Here is an 18,516-nt window from a genome sequence, read left to right on the forward strand (position 1 = left end):
TTGACTCCTTTAGATTACTGTCGTTGCTTGTTTTTCTTCAATTTTTTCATCATTGACACGTTCAACGTTTGCGCCTAATTTTTGAAGTTTTTTATGGAACTCATAATAGCCACGATCTAAATATTTCAAATTAGAGACACGTGTAATGCCATTTGCACGTAACCCTACTAAAATCAATGCGGCAGCTGCCCGTAAATCAGTGGCTTCCACTGCTGCTCCTTGTAACTCGTTGCCACCATTAATAACGGCGATGTTGCCATCAATTTTTAAGTCAGCGTTCATTCGACGCATTTCCTCTAAGTGTTGGTAACGATTTTCAAAGACTGTTTCTGTCACGATGCTTGTTCCTTCAGCAAACATTTGGATCGCTGTCATTTGCGCTTGCATGTCTGTTGGGAAACCAGGATGCGGCATTGTCTTAACATCTGTTGGTTTTAGATGTTTTGGTCCAATTACACGGATGCCGTTTTCTTCTTCTTCAATGATTGCACCCATTTCAGTTAATTTAGAAATTAGCGGACGATTATGTTCAGAAATTGCTTCTTCAATTAAAACATTGCCCTCAGTCATTGCTGCAGCTACCATGAACGTACCTGCTTCAATTCGATCTTGAACGATTGAATGCTCTACGGCATGTAATTTATCGACGCCTTCGATACGCATCGTTTCTGTCCCAGCACCGATAACATTGGCACCCATTTTGTTTAAAATGTTTGCTAAGTCAACGATTTCAGGTTCACGTGCAACGTTTTCAATGATGGTTGTTCCTTTCGCACGAACAGCAGCCATCATAATGTTTTGCGTAGCGCCGACACTTGGGAAGTCTAAGTAAATAGTGTTACCGATTAGTTCATCCGCAATTGCTTCAATATAACCATTTTTTTGAATGATTTTTGCACCTAATGCTTGGAAGCCTTTTAAGTGTAAATCAATTGGTCGTTTGCCAATGGCACAGCCACCTGGCATTGCCACTTTGGCATGACCATTACGAGCCAATAAAGGTCCCATTACAACGATAGAAGCACGCATTTTACTAACGTACTCATAGTTTGCTTCGATCCCTAAAGGTTGTGTTGCGTCTATTGTTACTTCATTCGCGTCTTCATCAAAATCAATGGCTACATTCAAATGCTTAATTACTTGATTCATTGTAAATACATCAGATAAAATTGGTACATTTTTTAAAGTAGTAACGCCTTCTTCAGCTAAAAGAGTAGCTGCTAAAATTGGTAAAACAGCGTTTTTGGCGCCTTCAATTTTTACAGTTCCTTCTAATTTTGTATTACCACCATGAACAATAATTTGTTCCATTTTGTTCCCCCCAAAAAAATGAGAATAGGTATTCCTATTCAAAATCTTTACTATTATACCATTATTCAACTAAAAATTGTACCTTTTTTTATTTTTCAATTTTTAAGGAAAATACACAATGAAAAGATTTCGACAAAGCGCAATCAATTCTAAAGCAAAAGAGCTAACTGTGTATCCGATAGCGATGGCGAAAAATACCATCAACATTCTAATTTGCGGTGTAAATTGGGTTTTGAAAAATTGCTCAATACGCAATGATTGCAACGCCCAAAAACTTATGTAAATGAACATAAGATGACTAACGATTCGAACAATAGCATCTACTCCATAGTATTGCATAAGGAGCCTCCTTTTTTCTAACGTAGGAACATTTTATCACAAAATAATAAAAACCGATAATTAATCCACTTGAAATGCCAAAATTTGACACTATTTATTAAAAAATACGAAGAAATAGAGTTTAAGGCACCTAACTCAATAGCAAGCGCCTTAAACTCTACAAAAGTGACTGAATCCTTCAGCCTTTTTTACCCATGTTTCGATACGTTGATCCGGTTGATTGCACGATGCAAAGCAACAGTCGCACGACGTAGTTGATCGCGGTCGTCTTTTGCTTTGGCTTCTTCAATTAAACGTTCTGCTCGTTGTTTTGCTCGTTCAGCACGAGGTACATCGATATCTCGTTCACGTTCGGCACTATCGGCAATAATAGAAACGACATTATCACGGACTTCCATGATACCACCATTTACAGCTACCCAGTCAACATGTGTATCTGAATCGGTCCGTTTGATGCGGACTTCATCAATCGCTAGCGGAACGATGATTGGCGCATGTTTTGGTAAAATACCAATTTCACCATCTGTTGTTTTCGCCACAACGATTTTTGCATGGTGGTCATAAACTAGACCATTAGGCGTTACTACATTCACAGTAAGACTATCCATTGTGTTTGCCGCCTTTCTAGTAGTTTAATTGTTTCGCTTTTTCGATGGCATCTTCAATTTTACCGACACTACGGAAGGCTTCTTCTGGCAGATTGTCATGTTTACCTTCAAGAATTTCTTTAAAGCCACGAACTGTTTCCGCAACTGGTACATAAGAACCAGGTTGACCTGTAAATTGTTCAGCAACGTTAAAGTTTTGAGATAAGAAGAATTGAACACGGCGTGCGCGACCAACAAGTACTTTTTCGTCATCTGATAATTCGTCCATCCCTAAAATAGCGATGATATCTTGTAATTCACGGTAACGTTGTAAAATATGTTGCACTTCGGTAGCCACTTCGTAGTGTTCTTCTCCAACAATTTCAGGAGCCAAGGCACTAGAAGATGAAGCTAACGGATCTACCGCTGGATAAATCCCTTGTTCGGTTAATTTACGTTCCAAGTTAGTTGTTGCATCCAAATGGGCAAACGCTGTTGCTGGCGCTGGATCGGTATAGTCATCGGCTGGAACATAGATTGCTTGAATAGAGGTAATTGATCCTTTTTTCGTTGAAGTAATCCGTTCTTGTAATTGTCCCATTTCAGTCGCTAAGGTTGGTTGATAACCAACGGCTGACGGCATCCGACCTAAAAGGGCAGAAACTTCTGAACCGGCTTGGGTGAAACGGAAAATGTTATCAATAAATAATAGCACGTCTTGTCCTTCCACATCACGGAAATATTCAGCAATCGTTAACCCAGTTAAGGCGACACGCATCCGTGCACCTGGTGGTTCGTTCATTTGACCAAAAACCATGGCTGTTTTTTCAATAACGCCTGAATCTTTCATTTCATAGTACAGGTCGTTCCCTTCACGTGTCCGTTCACCAACACCAGTAAAGACGGAAATCCCTCCATGTTCTTGGGCAATATTATGAATTAATTCTTGAATTAAGACGGTTTTACCAACACCGGCACCACCGAAAAGTCCGACTTTACCACCTTTTAGATAAGGCGCTAATAAGTCAATAACTTTAATCCCTGTTTCTAAAATTTCATTACTGGTACTTAATTCATCAAATGCTGGCGCTTTTTTATGAATCCCACTACGTTCAGCATCTGCAGGGAATGGCGCTTCTAAGTCAATTGTGTCTCCTAAAACGTTAAACACACGACCCAATGTATCTTTACCAACAGGAACTGAAATTGATTTTCCTGTATCGATAACTTCCATTCCACGTTGTAAACCATCTGTCGATTCCATGGCGATAGAACGAATCACTCCATCACCTAGTTCTAAAGCGACTTCAAGTACTACTTTTTGTTTTGCTTCGCCATTTTTATAAACGACTAAAGCGTTGTTAATATCGGGTAAGGATTGATCTAATGAAAATTCCACGTCAACAACGGGACCGATTACTTGAACAATCTTTCCTGAACTCATAATTTCTTTCCTCCAGTCTTCATAAAGTCACACGCTTTGAACGTTTTTATACACGTTCAAACGTAAGACTAGATTATTCTAGTGCAGCTGCACCAGCAACAATTTCTGTAATTTCTTGGGTAATCGCCCCTTGACGAGCACGGTTATAAGAAATTGTTAAATCGCTAATAATATTTTGCGCATTGTCAGTGGCTGTTTTCATGGCGGTCATCCCAGCAGCATGTTCTGCTGTTTTCGCATCAATGATCGCCCCATAAATTAAGCTTTCTGCATATTGTGGTAATAATTGATCCAAGATTGCTTCAGGTGAAGGCTCTAAAAGATATTCTTGTTCGTAAGAGGTCGCCTCTGATGGATCTAAATCAGTAATTGGCAACATTTTTTCCACACGAAACTGACTCGTTAGTGAGTTAACGTGGTGATTATAACAAACATACAATTCATCAAACACTTCGTTTTGGTACATAGTCGTTGCCGTTGTCACAATCTTACGGACTTCTTCAAACGTTGGTTGATCCGTTAAGCCTCTTAGCTCATAGGAAACATCGATTCCGCGTGCTTTAAAGAAATCCGCCCCTGTACCACCAATGGCGATTAAGGCATATTCTTTATTAGAATCGTGGTCTTCTTGAATCATACTCATGGTTTGTTTTAAGATTGAGCTATTGTAGCCACCAACTAACCCTTTGTCAGAAGTGATAACGATATAGCCTGTTTTTTTGACAGGTCGTTGTGCTAACATCACATGATAGTTCCCTTCACTAAGAGAAGATTGCTCTGTTTCACGTAATTCACTTAACTGAGCAGCTACTAAATGCGTAACGACACTACGAATTTTTGAAGAATATTCTTGAAAGCTTTTAGAGGCGCCTTCTGACTTTGTCAATTTGGCTGCAGAAACCATTTGCATCGCTTTGGTAATTTGGCTTGTCTTTTTTGTTGATGCAATGCGTTGTTTGATTTCATTTAATGAAGCACCCAATGTTGCTCACCTCTCTTATGCGTTATCGATTTTTTCTAAAGCTTCTTTGGCTGAATCTCCGCTGTTGTTTGCCGCTGCAAACATTTCAGAAAACTCTGTAATCGCTGCATCTAATGCATCAGTATCTGGTAAGTCTTTCGTTGTACGAATGGTTTCCAATAAGTCTGCATGTTTGCCATCAAAATAATCGAATAAATCTTGTTCAAAGTGTAAAATTTTATCTACGCTCACGCTATCTAAAAAGCCGTGTGTTAACGCATATAAAATTAAGACTTGTTTTTCTACAGGCAGTGGCGCATGTAGTTTTTGTTTTAAAATTTCTACCGTACGACGACCACGGTTTAATTTAGCTTGTGTTGCCGCATCTAAATCAGAGCCAAATTGTGTAAAGGCTTCTAACTCACGGTAACTAGCTAAGTCTAAACGAAGCGTTCCGGCAACTTTTTTCATTGCTTTGATTTGCGCTGATCCTCCGACCCGAGAAACAGATAACCCAGCATCAACGGCTGGACGAGTGCCTGCATAGAACAGGTCGCTTTCTAAGAAAATTTGTCCATCAGTGATTGAAATAACGTTTGTTGGAATATAAGCAGAAATATCGCCTGCTTGTGTTTCAACGAATGGTAAGGCTGTCATTGAACCGCCACCTAATTCATCACTTAATTTAGCTGCACGTTCTAATAAACGTGAGTGTAAATAGAAGACATCCCCTGGATAAGCTTCACGACCTGGTGGACGGCGTAATAGTAGAGAAAGTTCACGATAAGCCACGGCTTGTTTTGATAAGTCATCAAAAATAATTAAGACATGTTTGCCGTTATACATGAATTCTTCACCCATTGCAGTTCCTGCATATGGTGCAATGTAAAGTAATGGTGCTGGTTGTGAAGCCCCTGCAGTCACAACGATTGTATAATCTAAGGCACCAAATTTACGAAGTGTTTCTACTTGGTTACGAACAGTAGATTCTTTTTGACCAATCGCTACATAAATACAAATTACATCTTGTCCTTTTTGGTTAATAATTGTATCAATTGCAATCGATGTTTTCCCTGTTTTACGGTCTCCAATAACCAATTCCCGTTGTCCACGACCAATTGGTACTAGGGCATCAATGGCTTTTAAGCCAGTTTGCATTGGTTCAGCAACAGATTGACGTTGCATAACACCGGGAGCTGTTGCTTCCACAGGACGTGTTTTGTCTGTTTTAATTTCGCCTAAACCATCTAATGGTTGACCTAATGGATTAACAACACGGCCAATCAAAGCTTCCCCAACGGGTACTTCCATGATTTTGCCTGTGCGTTGTACTTTATCTCCTTCACGAATGGTTTCAAAATCGCCAAGGATAATAATCCCTACATCATTTGTTTCTAAGTTTTGTGCCATTCCGTATGAACCGTTTGAAAACTCAACAAGTTCTCCACTCATGGCATTTTCTAAACCGTGGGCGCGGGCAATTCCGTCACCGACGTAAGTGACTGTTCCAACTTCTTCAACAGCAAGCTGTTGTTGATAGTTTTCGATTTGTTCTTTAATCAAGGCACTGATTTCTTCTGCTTTGATAGCCATTCAATTCACCTCTTTGTAGTCCTAAAGATTATTTTAATAACTTCTGCTGCATATGTTCTAATTGTTTGCGGATGCTGCCATCGATTACTTGATGGTTTGCTTCAATAACCACTCCGCCGACAATTGACGGGTCAATTAAATTGACTAAATGCGCTTGTTCATACCCTAATAATTGGGCAGCTTTTTCTTCCATTGCTTGATGTTGTTCTTTTGATAAAGGAATGGCTGTTGTCACTGAACCCAAAATTAGTCCTTGGTGCTCATCATAACGTCGTTCATATTCATCAATCATCAAGAGCAGATCGTACATGCGACGATATTCGTAAACCACTCGCAAAAAGTTTTGCATCATTTCACTAAAACCTGTTACTAGTTTTTCCATGATGCTGTCTTTTTCATAAGGTTCTAAGCGATCATCGCTTAAAATATCGCCAATACCAGGTACTTGGTGATAGACTTCGCGAAGCGTCAATAATTCTTGATAAATTGCTTCAGCTTGGTTCTTTTCAACTGCCAACTCAAACAAAGCCTTGCCGTAGCGTTTACCAACTGTATATTTATCTAGTTTCATTTGCTTTACCTAAACTTTCAATATAAGAATCAATCAATGCTTCATGTGCATCTGGTGTTAATTCTTTATTTAAAATTTTGGCTGCAATTTGAAGAGAAAGATCTGCCACTTCATTTTTTACTGAAGACAATGCTTCTTCACGTTCTTGAGAAATATCTGTCCGAGCTTTTTCGCGTAAGCGAGTAACTTCCGCAGTTGTTTCTTTTAATGTTTTTTGGCGAGTCTGTTCTCCACTTTCTTTCGCGTTTTTAATAATTTCAGCTGCTTCTGATCTGGAAGAAAGTAATTGTTGTTGACGTTCTTTTTCCATTTTCGCTGCTGCTACGCGAGATTGTTCTGCAGAGTCTAAATCGTTGGCAATTTTTTCTTCACGTTGTGTCAAAATATCTACGATTGCTCCCCATGCATATTTCTTTAATAAGAGCATCAAGATTAAAAATGCACCACTGACAACAATCATCGTGCCTAGTGTGGTACTAGGAGCCGTTTCACCGACTACCAATGTAGTAAGTAGCATGAAGTCTCAACTTCCTTTCCTGCAAAAATCGATTTAGCTTCTTCAACTGCTTTATCACCAGCTATTGAAAAGGCTAAAGATAGAAGAAAGCAGTGACGGTCCCGATAATAATCAGCGTCCTGCCTCCATTTTATTGCTTATCTGAATAAAAGTAATAAAGAAACAACGACACCTAAAATTGGCACAGCTTCGATTAAAGCGACCCCGATAAACATTGTTGTTCTTAATTGACCAGACATTTCTGGTTGACGAGTCATTGACTCGATTGTTTTTGAAATAACTTGTCCGTTACCGATAGCGGCTCCGATAGCTGAACCGAAAATTGCAATTGCTGCTGCGATAAAATTTAATCCTTCCATTGTGTAAAATCCTCCTAAAAGATAATTTTTGTCCTTCGTATTTCTTGATTATTCTTCTGTTTCAATTTTGTGTGACATATAAACCATTGAAAGTGTCACAAAGATAAACGCTTGGATACATCCAATAAAGATTGAGAATGCTACCCAAATCATTTCTAGCGGAATTGCTAGTGGGATAACCCATAATCCGACGCTTGCTACGGTTCCAGCAATTAAGCCCAATAGAACTTCGCCGGCAAAAATGTTTCCGTACAAACGCAAGCCTAATGTTAATAGATTCGTGAATTCTTCCATTAATTTTACCGGTAGTAAGAAACCAACGGGTCTTAAATAACTATTAACTAGATAGCCTTTAAAACCAAAGCGTTTCATACCAAAGAAGTGTGTTAAGACAATCATCATCATCGCTAACGTTAAGGTTACGATTGGATCGGCGGTTGGACTTTTCCAAACGCTGAGATCGTCGCCCACAACGATTTTTGTAACGAGACCCAAGATGTTTGAAACAAGTACAAACATGAAAAGGGTAAACGCCATTAAATGAAAATTGCTCACTTCTTTACGAGGTAAATTGTCTGTAATGATTCCACGAATAAAATCCACTAACCATTCGATGACCGTTTGTTTGCCTTTAGGTCGTAGCTTCATATTTCTCGTACAAGCATAGACAAAGGCGAAAACAATGATACACGTCAACAGCACCATCAAAACAATGGTTCCATCAAACCAAATTGGTCCGATATTGAAGAGTAATTTCTTCTCTTCCAAATCAATTCACCTCTTTTCCAACAATCTTTCAGAAGTTTCATCCTACTCCTGAGTGATAATCCCTGGCAAAGCTATCGTACCACCACTTGTTGATAATTTACAAATAGTTTACTTTTAAAATTTCATGTGTTGAAAATTGGTTGGAAAACCTTTTCCATAAACCAATCTAATGCAGGGTGGTACTGCTTTCCGAAGCGATTAAAAAATGAATCATTTACATTCATTTACTCAACACTTACCAGATTTTACACCTAATCCGAAGAAAGGCAAGCAAATATGCGAAAAAGAATAAATTTACATTTTTAACGTCGGTTATTTTTTAATGTTCGGCTGATTTGTCGGTCAACTTCCTTACGTTTCAAGTCTTCACGCTTGTCGTACTGCTTTTTCCCTTTAGCTAAACCAATCAAAACTTTGGCATAGCCGTCTTTAATATAGACCTTCAAAGGTACTAATGTGATACCTGTATTTTTGGTTTCGCCGATTAACTTATTAATTTGTTTTTTGTGTAATAATAATTTTCTGGTACGTAATGGGTCATGATTAAAAATATTGCCCTGTTCATATGGACTAATATGAACATTATACAAAAAGGCTTCTCCGTTTCGAATTCGTGCAAAACCATCTTTTAAATTGATACGACCATTTCGAATAGATTTGATTTCTGTTCCTTGTAAAACAAGCCCAGCTTCAACCGTATCGATAATTGAATAATCATGTCTAGCTTTGCGGTTTTGTGCGATTAATTTTCCTTCCCCTTTTGGCATAAGCGACCTCCTCTACTTCTTCTTTTTCCCTTTTTTATTTTTTTGTTTCATTGCTTCTTTATAAAAAGGTTGTTTTTTGCCTTTGCCTTTTTTCTTATTTTTCTTTTTCTTACCATCAAATGATTCATCTTTTTTATTTCTTCGTTGATTATTTGACCGAGTTGAAGAATTGGCTTTACCTTTTTTACGTCCTTTTGGTCCTTCGACTGGTGCGACTTCCTCAGCTGAAATCAATTCAAAATCAACTTCTCTTGTTTCTGGATCAGCTTTTTCAACACGGATTTGAACTTTCTGACCAATTTTCAAAGTCATTCCCGTCCGTTCACCAACTAACGCCATATGATTTTCAATAAAGTGGAAATAATCTTGTTTTAAGTTGTTCACGTGAATTAAGCCTTCTATTGTATTAGGCAGTTCCACAAAGATACCAAATTTTGTGACTGAGCTGATGATCCCGTCATACGTTTCTCCCACTTTATCTACCATAAATTCGGCTTTCTTCATAGCGTCCACTTCACGCTCTGCATCAACTGCGCGACGTTCCATACTTGAACTATGATTGGCAATTTCTGGTAATGCTTCGTTCCATTTTTCTTGATTTTTTTCAGATTGATCTTGGCTATAGCTGCGAATCAAACGATGCACAATTAAATCTGGATAACGACGTATTGGTGAAGTAAAATGCGTATAATATTCAGCGGCCAACCCATAGTGTCCGTAGTTGTCTTCTGAGTATTTCGCTTGTTGCATACTTCTTAGCAACATCGTATTGATAACCACTTCTTCCGGCTTATTTTCAACTTGCTCTAAAACTTTTTGTAAATCTTTCGGTGAAATGTTTTCTTTTGTTCCTTTAACAAGAATGCCAAGTACTGCAGCAAAGTCAAAGAAACGTTGCATTTTTTCTTCTTTTGGTTGTTCATGAATCCGATAAATAAATGGCAGTTTTAAGTCATGATAATGACGTGCCACAGTTTCATTGGCTGCCAACATAAAGGATTCAATTAATCGTTCACCCACGCCACGCGTGCGTAAAAGAATATCTTGGGGATGACCATTTTCATCAACTAGGACTTTGGCTTCACGATCTTCAAAAGAAATCGCACCACGGCGCATACGCATCTCTTCTAATATATGGTGCAGCTCACCCATCTCTTTAAACATGGGAACTAGCTCTTTGTAGCGTTCTAACGTTTCAGGTTTTTGCTCTTCTAAAATTTCATTGACTGCTGTATAGGTCATTCGCTCCGTTGTTTGGATTACACTTTGGAAAATTTCATGCGAAATAACTTCTCCTTCTGGTGTAATTTCCATCTCACAGCTCATGGTTAAACGTGGAACATGTGGGTTTAGCGAACAAATCCCATTTGATAATCGCTGCGGAATCATTGGCACAACTCGATCTGTCAAATAGACACTTGTGCCGCGTTCATACGCTTCCATATCCAATTGACTTCCTTCAGTTACATAATAAGAAACATCTGCAATATGCACCCCTAAAAAGAAATTGCCATTTGCTAACTTTTGTACCGTTACTGCATCATCTAAATCTTTCGCATCTTCTCCATCAATCGTCACAATCAACTGATCACGTAAATCCCGACGACCGACTAAATCGCTTTCTGCAATAGTTTCTGGTACTTGGTCCGCTTCAGCCAAAACTTCATCAGGAAATGCTGTGGGAATTCCATGAGCCACCACGATTGATAAAATATCCATTCCTGGATCATTTTTATGACCAATCACTTGTTTGACTAGTCCTTCCATACTTGTTGGATATTCTTGATCTGGATAATAGGTAATTTCAGCAATGACAATGCTACCATCTACTGGCTTAATCCCTTCAGGTGCAATTGATACAGTATACTGATTCAATTTCTTATCTTTGGGAATCATGTAGCCATACAGTCCCATTTCTGCCATTTCTTCTTCACTATATGCCACAAATTCTCCGACAACTTGGCTCACTGCTCGCTCTTTAATTTCTTTGACTTTACCTTCTGCGCCGCGATCTGAAAAAGGATCCGCATGTTGGATCACGTCGATTAAAACCGTGTCCCCATCCATTGCAAAGTTCGTTGCCTCTTTAGGAATATAAACATCTGGTTCTTCAGGATCGATGGTCACGAAACCAAAGCCTCGTTCATTTGCACGAAACGTTCCTTCTATTAATAAGTCTTTCATTGGTAACAGGACTTTGCCTTTTTTGTTGAAACTAACTGACTTTTCTCGTTCCATTTGTGCAATGGTTTGCACTAAAATTTTAAAATCTGAACTTTTTTCTAAATTCAAGCCTTGTGCAATTTCTTCCATTGAAAAGCTTTTCTTTTTTTGGCTTTCCATGAAATGTAAAATTTGCTCTTTAATTGTTTGTTTTGTCATTATTTCTCCTCATTCCAAGGTAGTGTTGCTAAAAATTGCACCACATCTTGCTCTAATTGTTTGTGTTCTCCACTCACCGTAATGACATGTCCGCTGTTTGGGTACCATTGTAAGGTCAAACGTGCTTGTGTTAGCGCTTGGGCCGTTTGATAGACGCCCATTGGCTCAATCATTTCATCTTTGCCAGCTTGCGCTAAGAAAAGAGGTGCGTGGATTTTGTTTAGTTTGTCTGCCGTCTGACTAGCAATTGTTTCAATCGCTCCTAATTGTTGTTTGACTCGTTGCTCAATCGATTGCAACCGGCTTTGTTGTTCCTCTGCAGGAACTTCTGCGATTTTCATCACGTTTTCTGCGTATAATACAAAATTTTCTGGGACTTTATTTTCGACAGGGTAGATCGGTGAACAGAAAAATCCACCACCAATTAATCCTGTTAATTGTTCCGTTAATGCATGCATACTGAAAATCCCGCCCATTGATAAACCAAAAATGGCAATTTCTTGGTAACCTCTTTCTCTCAAAAAAGCGACTGCTTCTTGTGTATCTTGCCACCATTGTTCCGTTGTTTGATCTAAAATATCTTCAGGAACTAGCGTGCCATGTCCTGAAAAATTAGGCGAATAGACAGTATAATTTTCTTTTTCTAAACGTCTGCTTAACATCCGTACATCATTACTGCTGCCAGAATAAGCGTGTAATAAAAGGACCGCCCGTTTTCCTTTTTCTGAAAATAACGGCTTCGGTAAATTGATTTTTTTTGCCACTTCGCTCACCTCAGCTTCATTCTATCATATTCTCAAAAGAAAACCTTCCGAAATGATAAGTTTCAAAGACTTTTTCAGAAAGAAAAAGAACAGAAAAATAAGTGTTCGCACTCATCTCTCTGTTCTAAACTTGTCATTTTAAAAGATTACGTACTTATTTTGAAGATAAGAACGCCAAAACAAATAATAAAATCATCCAAATTGCGCCAAGAACTGCTGTTGAGCGTTGCATAACAGCTTCAAAACCGCGCGCTTTTTGCTTCCCAAATAATTTATCTGCACCGCCAGTGAAGGCACTTGCTGCACTGTTTTGTTTGCTTGGTTGCATCATAACAGTAATGACGATTAAAACAGATAAAATGATGACCAACGTTAAGATTAGATTATACATGCGTTAATTCTCCTTTTTATACAAATATGCGAAATTCATCTACTTTAATGTAGCATATTTTATCTGTAAACACCAGTGAAATTTAATGTCTTTCCTTATTTGTCTCTAATAGCAACAGCCGCAAGTAGGAATCTGATTCCTACTTGCGGCTGTTGCTAACTTATTTTTTATTTTCTCAATACGTCTCCGTATTCAGGTTTAGTATCAAATTCTTTTTTGGCAAATGGACATAGCGGAATAATTTTTTTATGCTCTTTTCTCGCTTTTTCAACACCGGCTAAAACAAGTTTTTCAGCTAATTTTTGTCCACGATAAGTTGGATCAACAAACGTATGATCAATAATCATCATGCTTTCGCCAGCATCTGACCAAGTCATTTCACCAATTTCTTGGTTTTCATCGTTATATAGAGCAAAACGATTGTTTTCTTCTTTAATTTGCATATTCGTTCCCTGCTTTCCGAATATATTTTAGAGCACCACTTGGACATGAATCTACCACAATCATGTCATTTTCAACACTTCCGTTATCTGGAATAATCCATGGTTTCCGACCAACTTCAAAGACTTCTGGATTTCCACGAACACAATTACCAATATGTTCACAAATATCTTTATTATAAAAGATATCAATTCCTTCCCCCGTATATTTACGGTAGCCTTCTTTTAATAGTTGTTCTTCCGTGACTGGTTGCCCATCTATTTGGTTTCCTTTCATTGCACAATCTCTCCCCTGTAACTTATTAATATTAAAAACGTACCTTTATTTTACCACTAAGCTGGACATTCAGGCAATTAATTGTTCCACCTTACTTGCCAATTCGACGAGCACGCAAAGCAGATAAGATTGACACAGTGTCCACGACTTCTTGTAGCATAGCCCCGATTAGCGCCGGAATGATCCCGGTACTAGCAATTAGCATTAGTAAAACGCAGATAAAAATTCCGATTAATACAGATTGTTTGGCAATTTTCATGGTATCTTGGGCAATTTCGACCGCTTGGCTGACTTTACTTAAGTCATCTTTTAAAATAACAACGTCAGCAGTTTCACTAGCCGCAGTAGCTCCATGAGCGCCCATAGCAATACCTACGTCTGCAGCGGCAAGCGAAGGTGCATCATTTACACCATCTCCTACCATGATGACTGGATGGTTTTCTTTGGGCAATTCTTTTAGAATAGTTAATTTATCTTGTGGTAAACATTCCCCATGTACTTCGGTAATTCCTACTTCTGCAGCAATCGTTTCTGCGACGGATTCTTGATCCCCCGTCAGCATTAAAATTCGTTGAAGATGTAATTGGTGTAATTTTTCCATAGTCTCTTTTGCTTCTGGTCGTACTGTGTCTGTAAAAGTAATTCGGCCTAAATATGTGCCATTACGTGAAATATGAATGGTCGTTTTATCAATTTTTTCAGTTGCTTGAGACTCTTGTGTCACAAAATTCTTTTTACCTACCCGTATCTCAGCACCATCCACAAATGCCTTCACGCCAGCACCAGAAACTTCCGCTAGATCTGTAATATTTTTTAATGGGACATCTTGCTTTCTGGCATAAGCAACAATTGATCTAGCTAAAATATGACTTGATTCTTGTTCCACGCTTGCTGCCAATCCCACTAATTCAGCAGCAGTTATTCCAGCATTGATTGGTTGGACTTGATCAACAGAAAGTTGTCCTTGCGTAATCGTGCCTGTTTTATCAAACGCAATCGTTTTTGCAGAAGCTAATTTTTCGACCATCGTTCCCGATTTAATAACGACCCCATGACGACTTGAACGACCCATCCCTGCCACTAAAGCAATTGGGGCAGATAGAATTAAAGGACACGGCGAAGCAACAACTAAGACTTCCGCAAAACGTGTCGGACTTTTTGAAACAAACCAAGCAACACCTGCAATTAAGTAGGCAACTAGTGTAAAAGGTACCGCATAGCGGTCTGCTAAACGTACAAAATGAGCTGGACGTGCCGCAGATTCTTTCACTAAGTTCACAATCGTTTGATATTGACTGTCGGCTACAGTTTTTTCAGCAACCATTTTCAAAGAGCCATCACCATTCACGGAACCCGACATTAATTCATCACCAGGATTTTTTTCAATTGGTTTTGATTCTCCTGTTAATGAAGATTCATCGACTGTTGATGTCCCGGTTTTTACCAAGCCATCAACTGGAACTAGTTCCCCTGGTTTTACTACTAATTCATCGCCAACATTGATTTCCTCAACAGAAACATCTTCTAAATTTTCGCCATTCAAGCGATGAGCTTTTTGTGGCGAGTTATCCAATAATGACTTCAGCTCTTGGTTAGCTTTTCCAGCGGCATAGTCTTCTAATGAATCACCACCAGTCAACATAATTAAAATCATCAAACTGGCCCAGTATTCTCCCACAGCTAAGGTTGCAACGATAGCGGTAATCGCTAAAATATCGACACCATATTTTCCTTCACGTAAGGTTTGAATCATTTCCCAGAACATCATTAACGCCATTACAGAACCTGTTATTAAAATAATGCCATACGCCCAATTCGGCTGATGTAAAATAAATTCAAATAATAATGCCAAAACTCCTGTTATAATTGTAATCCCCAATTTTGTTACATGCTTCATCTCTTTTTCTCTCCTATCATTCACTTTACATTATTGAGCGTACCTTTTCTGTTTTGAAAAAGAAAGTGAAAACGCCTAAATGAAAACGACTTTCATTATCATAGGATAGTTGCTGTAGCAACGTTTACTTTCTGAAAAGTAGTTATGTAAAAAAAACACAGACCATCGTTCATTCGCCGATGGTCTGTGTTTTTATTTCCAAAAATCATCAAAAATTGTAATGGGTAAATGCCGTTTGTGTTGTCCTTTTTTATACCAGTTTTCAATTGTTTGTTGATCTGTTTCCGAGACTTTTTTGCCTTCCAAATAATCATCAATGGCATCATACGTGACACCTAAGGCAACTTCATCTGCAACTAACGGTTTGTCATCTTCTAGATCAGCTGTTGGTATTTTTAGATACAAGGCTTCTGGTGCCCCAAGTTCTTTCAGCAAAGCTTTTCCTTGGCGCTTATTTAAACGAAATAACGGTAAAATATCCGCTCCGCCATCGCCATATTTGGTGAAGAAAGCTGTCACATTTTCGGCTGCGTGGTCTGTGCCAATTACTGCGCCAGCATTTTCGCCAGCTACTGCATATTGTGTAATCATACGTTGACGTGCTTTCATGTTCCCTTTATTAAAATCGCTAATTTGAACGCCAGCGTTTTCTAGCGAACCAACCATTGCATCCACTGCTGGTTTAATATCCACTCGTAAAGAAACATCTGGCTGGATAAAGGCTAGCGCGGCTTGTGCATCAGCTTCATCTGCTTGCTCACCGTAGGGAAGGCGAATCGCAATAAATTGATACGACATATCTCCTGTTTCTTCGCGCATTTCGGTCATCGCTAATTGTGCTAAGCGTCCGGCTAATGTTGAATCTTGTCCGCCACTAATTCCCAAGACAAAGGTTTTTAAAAAAGGATGTTTAGTTAAATAAGCTTTCAGAAAATCAATACTTTTACGAACTTCTTCTTTTGGATCAATTGTCGGTAAAACACCTAACTCTTGAATGATTTTTTCTTGAAGTGTTGTCATTTCTAGGCCTCCTTATTCACCGTTTCCGTTAAATGTTTAACGTCTTTACGCACTTTTTCCAATAAATTCATTTTGTGGTTCCAACAATCTGTTGAAAGGTCCACTGGATATTTTTGCGGATTCAAGTCCCGCTTGTATTCTTCCCAAAGTGAATCTAAATTTTCTTTTGCATACTGTTTAATTTCATCTAAAGTTGGTAATTCGTACACACGTTTTCCTTCAACGAAAATATCTTGGAGTACTGGCCGTGCTTCAAAATCACGGACATACTTATTAATAAAGGTATGAACGGGATGGAACATATAAATTTCTTCTTCTTGGCGAGGATCTTCGTTCCAAAGTGTCACATAGTCCCCTTCTGACTTTTTATCAGATTTACGTGTAATACGCCAAACTTGTTTTTTTCCTGGTGTTGTCACTTTTTCAGCATTGCTAGATAGTTTAATGGTATCTTTCATTTGACCATCTTCACCTTCAATTGAAACTAATTTAAACACCGCTCCTAAAGCCGGTTGATCATAGGCCGTAATCAGCTTGGTACCCACGCCCCATACATCAATTTTTGATTTTTGCATTTTTAGATTCAAAATCGTATTTTCATCTAAATCGTTCGATGCATAAATTTTTGCTTCAGTAAAGCCAGCTTCGTCCAGTTGTTCACGAACTCGTTTAGAAATATAAGCCATATCGCCACTATCAATCCGCACACCTAGGAAATTAATTTTATCCCCCATTTCTCGAGCTACTCGAATTGCGCTTGGCACTCCCGCTTTCAAAGTATCATACGTATCAACAAGGAAAACACAATCCCGATGTGTTTTGGCATACGCCATGAATGCTTCATAATCATTTCCATACGACTGAACCAATGAATGGGCGTGAGTCCCACTAACCGGAATACCAAAAATTTTACCAGCACGAACATTACTTGTCGCGTCCGCCCCACCAATATAGGCGGCTCTTGTGCCCCAAATGGCAGCATCTAATTCTTGTGCCCGGCGTGTTCCAAATTCCAATAAAGGATCATCGCCTATCACGGATTTAATTCGAGCCGCTTTTGTCGCAATTAATGTTTGGAAATTCACCATATTTAGCAAGGCAGTTTCTACCAATTGACATTGTGCCAAAGGACCTTCAATTTGAATTAACGGTTCGTTATTAAAAACCAAATCCCCTTCTAAAGCAGAGCGTACAGTACATTTAAATTCAAAATTTGTTAAATACGTCAAGAAATCTTCTGGATATTCTTCAACTTCTCGGAGATATGCAATATCAGATTCTGTAAACGTTAAATTTTCGAGATAATTGACTAAACGTTCTAAACCTGCAAAAATTGCGTAGCCATGATTAAAGGGCATCTCTCTAAAGTAACATTCAAAAACAGCATGTAAATCTGCTCTCCCTAATTCCCAGTATGTTTGCATCATATTGATTTGATACATATCTGTATGCAATGTCAAACTATCATCTGCATATGTATAGTCCATCGTTTTCTACCTCTATTCTTTGTATTAAAAACTTGTTTATATTATAACAAAAAAAATTTTTTTAGCCTAAAATCTGCTTAGACCTCTTTTTCTTTAAAAATGAAAAATTTACTGAAGAAATAATTTAAAATCACTACTACAACTTGTGTAATCATTTTCGCCCAAAACGATGAAAAATGAATGCCATCAATTAGGAGAATCATTAAACCCATATCAGCCACAAAAGATAAAATTCGGTACCAATAAAATAAGCCCATTTCTTTAAAAAAACCAGCTATGCTTTCATGCTTACTTGCGAATACCCAATATTTATTCGTGAAAAAGGCAAATAGAACAGATAAAAACCAACTAATTGTGTTACTTATCTTGTAATCCAGCCCTAACACATTTTGACAAACAAAAAATACAACTAAGTTGACGACCGTCGTTGCACCACCAAAAAATAAATAAGCCAGTACTTCTCGGTATTTACGAAATAATTCTTTCAATTTTCACGCATCCTTTCAACTAATCATTTTATCAAACTTCGGCAAGAAAACCTATCTATTTTGCGTAAAGACACAATTCTCTTGCTAATTTTACTATTTATTAAGTATTTATGAAAAACATAATAAGAGTAGAGGAAAAGTTCATCCATGAAT

The 18,516-nt window shown here is 38.3% G+C and carries 20 protein-coding genes; all 20 read right to left on the minus strand.

The genetic code is table 11. From position 1 onward, the window contains the following. Window positions 1–9: 9 nt before the first annotated feature. On the minus strand, window positions 10–1,311 hold the full coding sequence (gene murA, locus IGL86_RS09795; RefSeq protein ID WP_002356562.1) for a UDP-N-acetylglucosamine 1-carboxyvinyltransferase: 1,302 nt from the start codon (window positions 1,309–1,311) through the stop codon (window positions 10–12). Window positions 1,312–1,413: 102 nt separating this feature from the next. Continuing rightward, window positions 1,414–1,650, minus strand: a complete 237-nt coding sequence (locus IGL86_RS09800; RefSeq protein WP_002356560.1) for a DUF1146 family protein — start codon at window positions 1,648–1,650, stop codon at window positions 1,414–1,416. A 188-nt stretch (window positions 1,651–1,838) separates the two neighbouring features. Continuing rightward, window positions 1,839–2,258: a F0F1 ATP synthase subunit epsilon gene (locus IGL86_RS09805; RefSeq protein ID WP_002356559.1), complete on the minus strand. Its 420-nt coding sequence runs from the start codon at window positions 2,256–2,258 to the stop codon at window positions 1,839–1,841. A gap of 16 nt (window positions 2,259–2,274) precedes the next feature. After that, the gene (gene atpD / locus IGL86_RS09810) at window positions 2,275–3,681 is read right to left on the minus strand and encodes a F0F1 ATP synthase subunit beta (protein WP_002356558.1); all 1,407 of its coding nucleotides are present in this window, start codon (window positions 3,679–3,681) and stop codon (window positions 2,275–2,277) included. Between the two features lie 73 nt (window positions 3,682–3,754). Continuing rightward, window positions 3,755–4,663, minus strand: coding sequence for a F0F1 ATP synthase subunit gamma (locus IGL86_RS09815; protein WP_002359606.1), 909 nt, complete (start codon window positions 4,661–4,663; stop codon window positions 3,755–3,757). A 15-nt stretch (window positions 4,664–4,678) separates the two neighbouring features. Continuing rightward, window positions 4,679–6,235, minus strand: a complete 1,557-nt coding sequence (gene atpA / locus IGL86_RS09820) for a F0F1 ATP synthase subunit alpha (protein ID WP_002356555.1) — start codon at window positions 6,233–6,235, stop codon at window positions 4,679–4,681. A gap of 28 nt (window positions 6,236–6,263) precedes the next feature. Beyond that, the gene (atpH, locus tag IGL86_RS09825; protein ID WP_002356554.1) at window positions 6,264–6,806 is read right to left on the minus strand and encodes an ATP synthase F1 subunit delta; all 543 of its coding nucleotides are present in this window, start codon (window positions 6,804–6,806) and stop codon (window positions 6,264–6,266) included. Next, the gene (gene atpF / locus IGL86_RS09830) at window positions 6,793–7,323 is read right to left on the minus strand and encodes a F0F1 ATP synthase subunit B (RefSeq protein ID WP_002365031.1); all 531 of its coding nucleotides are present in this window, start codon (window positions 7,321–7,323) and stop codon (window positions 6,793–6,795) included. The genes atpH and atpF overlap by 14 nt, the downstream gene beginning before the upstream one ends. Before the next feature lie 137 nt (window positions 7,324–7,460). Further along, complete coding sequence (atpE, locus tag IGL86_RS09835; RefSeq protein WP_002356552.1) at window positions 7,461–7,682, minus strand: ATP synthase F0 subunit C; 222 nt, start codon at window positions 7,680–7,682, stop codon at window positions 7,461–7,463. A 48-nt stretch (window positions 7,683–7,730) separates the two neighbouring features. Then, window positions 7,731–8,450 carry a F0F1 ATP synthase subunit A gene (gene atpB, locus IGL86_RS09840; RefSeq protein WP_002356551.1) on the minus strand — a complete coding sequence of 240 codons (720 nt, stop codon included), beginning with the start codon at window positions 8,448–8,450 and terminating at the stop codon, window positions 7,731–7,733. A 302-nt stretch (window positions 8,451–8,752) separates the two neighbouring features. Then, a complete protein-coding gene (smpB, locus tag IGL86_RS09845) occupies window positions 8,753–9,217 on the minus strand; it encodes an SsrA-binding protein SmpB (RefSeq protein ID WP_002356550.1) in 465 nt (154 codons plus the stop codon). Between the two features lie 12 nt (window positions 9,218–9,229). Next, window positions 9,230–11,599, minus strand: a complete 2,370-nt coding sequence (gene rnr, locus IGL86_RS09850) for a ribonuclease R (protein WP_002356549.1) — start codon at window positions 11,597–11,599, stop codon at window positions 9,230–9,232. Next, window positions 11,599–12,372, minus strand: coding sequence for an alpha/beta hydrolase (locus IGL86_RS09855; protein WP_033625408.1), 774 nt, complete (start codon window positions 12,370–12,372; stop codon window positions 11,599–11,601). Before IGL86_RS09855 ends, rnr begins: the two co-directional genes overlap by 1 nt. A gap of 145 nt (window positions 12,373–12,517) precedes the next feature. Further along, entirely contained in the window at window positions 12,518–12,754 is a 237-nt protein-coding gene (gene secG, locus IGL86_RS09860; RefSeq protein WP_002356546.1) for a preprotein translocase subunit SecG, read from the minus strand. A 167-nt stretch (window positions 12,755–12,921) separates the two neighbouring features. Further along, window positions 12,922–13,197 carry a GNAT family N-acetyltransferase gene (locus IGL86_RS09865; protein ID WP_002356545.1) on the minus strand — a complete coding sequence of 92 codons (276 nt, stop codon included), beginning with the start codon at window positions 13,195–13,197 and terminating at the stop codon, window positions 12,922–12,924. Next, a complete protein-coding gene (locus IGL86_RS09870; protein WP_002356543.1) occupies window positions 13,187–13,471 on the minus strand; it encodes a (4Fe-4S)-binding protein in 285 nt (94 codons plus the stop codon). Before IGL86_RS09870 ends, IGL86_RS09865 begins: the two co-directional genes overlap by 11 nt. Before the next feature lie 91 nt (window positions 13,472–13,562). Further along, window positions 13,563–15,392, minus strand: a complete 1,830-nt coding sequence (locus tag IGL86_RS09875) for a heavy metal translocating P-type ATPase (RefSeq protein ID WP_025191376.1) — start codon at window positions 15,390–15,392, stop codon at window positions 13,563–13,565. A 168-nt stretch (window positions 15,393–15,560) separates the two neighbouring features. Next, entirely contained in the window at window positions 15,561–16,388 is an 828-nt protein-coding gene (gene nadE / locus IGL86_RS09880; RefSeq protein WP_002356540.1) for an ammonia-dependent NAD(+) synthetase, read from the minus strand. Between the two features lie 2 nt (window positions 16,389–16,390). Beyond that, the gene (locus tag IGL86_RS09885; protein ID WP_010825460.1) at window positions 16,391–17,875 is read right to left on the minus strand and encodes a nicotinate phosphoribosyltransferase; all 1,485 of its coding nucleotides are present in this window, start codon (window positions 17,873–17,875) and stop codon (window positions 16,391–16,393) included. Window positions 17,876–17,952: 77 nt separating this feature from the next. Then, window positions 17,953–18,363 (minus strand): GtrA family protein, encoded by a 411-nt coding sequence (locus IGL86_RS09890; RefSeq protein ID WP_002356537.1) that lies wholly within the window; start codon window positions 18,361–18,363, stop codon window positions 17,953–17,955. Window positions 18,364–18,516: the final 153 nt, after the last annotated feature.

This window comes from Enterococcus sp. DIV0774, assembly GCF_050539095.1.
GTDB classification, from domain to species: Bacteria; Bacillota; Bacilli; order Lactobacillales; family Enterococcaceae; genus Enterococcus; species Enterococcus faecalis.

Excerpts from the sequence above, each read along its gene's own strand:
- murA (WP_002356562.1), bottom strand. The coding sequence starts at position 1,311 with ATGGAACAAATTATTGTTCATGGTGGTAATACAAAATTAGAAGGAACT.
- IGL86_RS09870 (WP_002356543.1), bottom strand. The coding sequence starts at position 13,471 with ATGAAAGGAAACCAAATAGATGGGCAACCAGTCACGGAAGAACAACTA.
- atpH (WP_002356554.1), bottom strand. The coding sequence starts at position 6,806 with ATGAAACTAGATAAATATACAGTTGGTAAACGCTACGGCAAGGCTTTG.
- secG (WP_002356546.1), bottom strand. The coding sequence starts at position 12,754 with ATGTATAATCTAATCTTAACGTTGGTCATCATTTTATCTGTTTTAATC.
- atpD (WP_002356558.1), bottom strand. The coding sequence starts at position 3,681 with ATGAGTTCAGGAAAGATTGTTCAAGTAATCGGTCCCGTTGTTGACGTG.
- nadE (WP_002356540.1), bottom strand. The coding sequence starts at position 16,388 with ATGACAACACTTCAAGAAAAAATCATTCAAGAGTTAGGTGTTTTACCG.
- atpA (WP_002356555.1), bottom strand. The coding sequence starts at position 6,235 with ATGGCTATCAAAGCAGAAGAAATCAGTGCCTTGATTAAAGAACAAATC.
- IGL86_RS09800 (WP_002356560.1), bottom strand. The coding sequence starts at position 1,650 with ATGCAATACTATGGAGTAGATGCTATTGTTCGAATCGTTAGTCATCTT.
- atpE (WP_002356552.1), bottom strand. The coding sequence starts at position 7,682 with ATGGAAGGATTAAATTTTATCGCAGCAGCAATTGCAATTTTCGGTTCA.
- IGL86_RS09865 (WP_002356545.1), bottom strand. The coding sequence starts at position 13,197 with ATGCAAATTAAAGAAGAAAACAATCGTTTTGCTCTATATAACGATGAA.
- IGL86_RS09805 (WP_002356559.1), bottom strand. The coding sequence starts at position 2,258 with ATGGATAGTCTTACTGTGAATGTAGTAACGCCTAATGGTCTAGTTTAT.
- smpB (WP_002356550.1), bottom strand. The coding sequence starts at position 9,217 with ATGCCAAAAGGGGAAGGAAAATTAATCGCACAAAACCGCAAAGCTAGA.
- rnr (WP_002356549.1), bottom strand. The coding sequence starts at position 11,599 with ATGACAAAACAAACAATTAAAGAGCAAATTTTACATTTCATGGAAAGC.
- atpF (WP_002365031.1), bottom strand. The coding sequence starts at position 7,323 with ATGCTACTTACTACATTGGTAGTCGGTGAAACGGCTCCTAGTACCACA.
- IGL86_RS09885 (WP_010825460.1), bottom strand. The coding sequence starts at position 17,875 with ATGGACTATACATATGCAGATGATAGTTTGACATTGCATACAGATATG.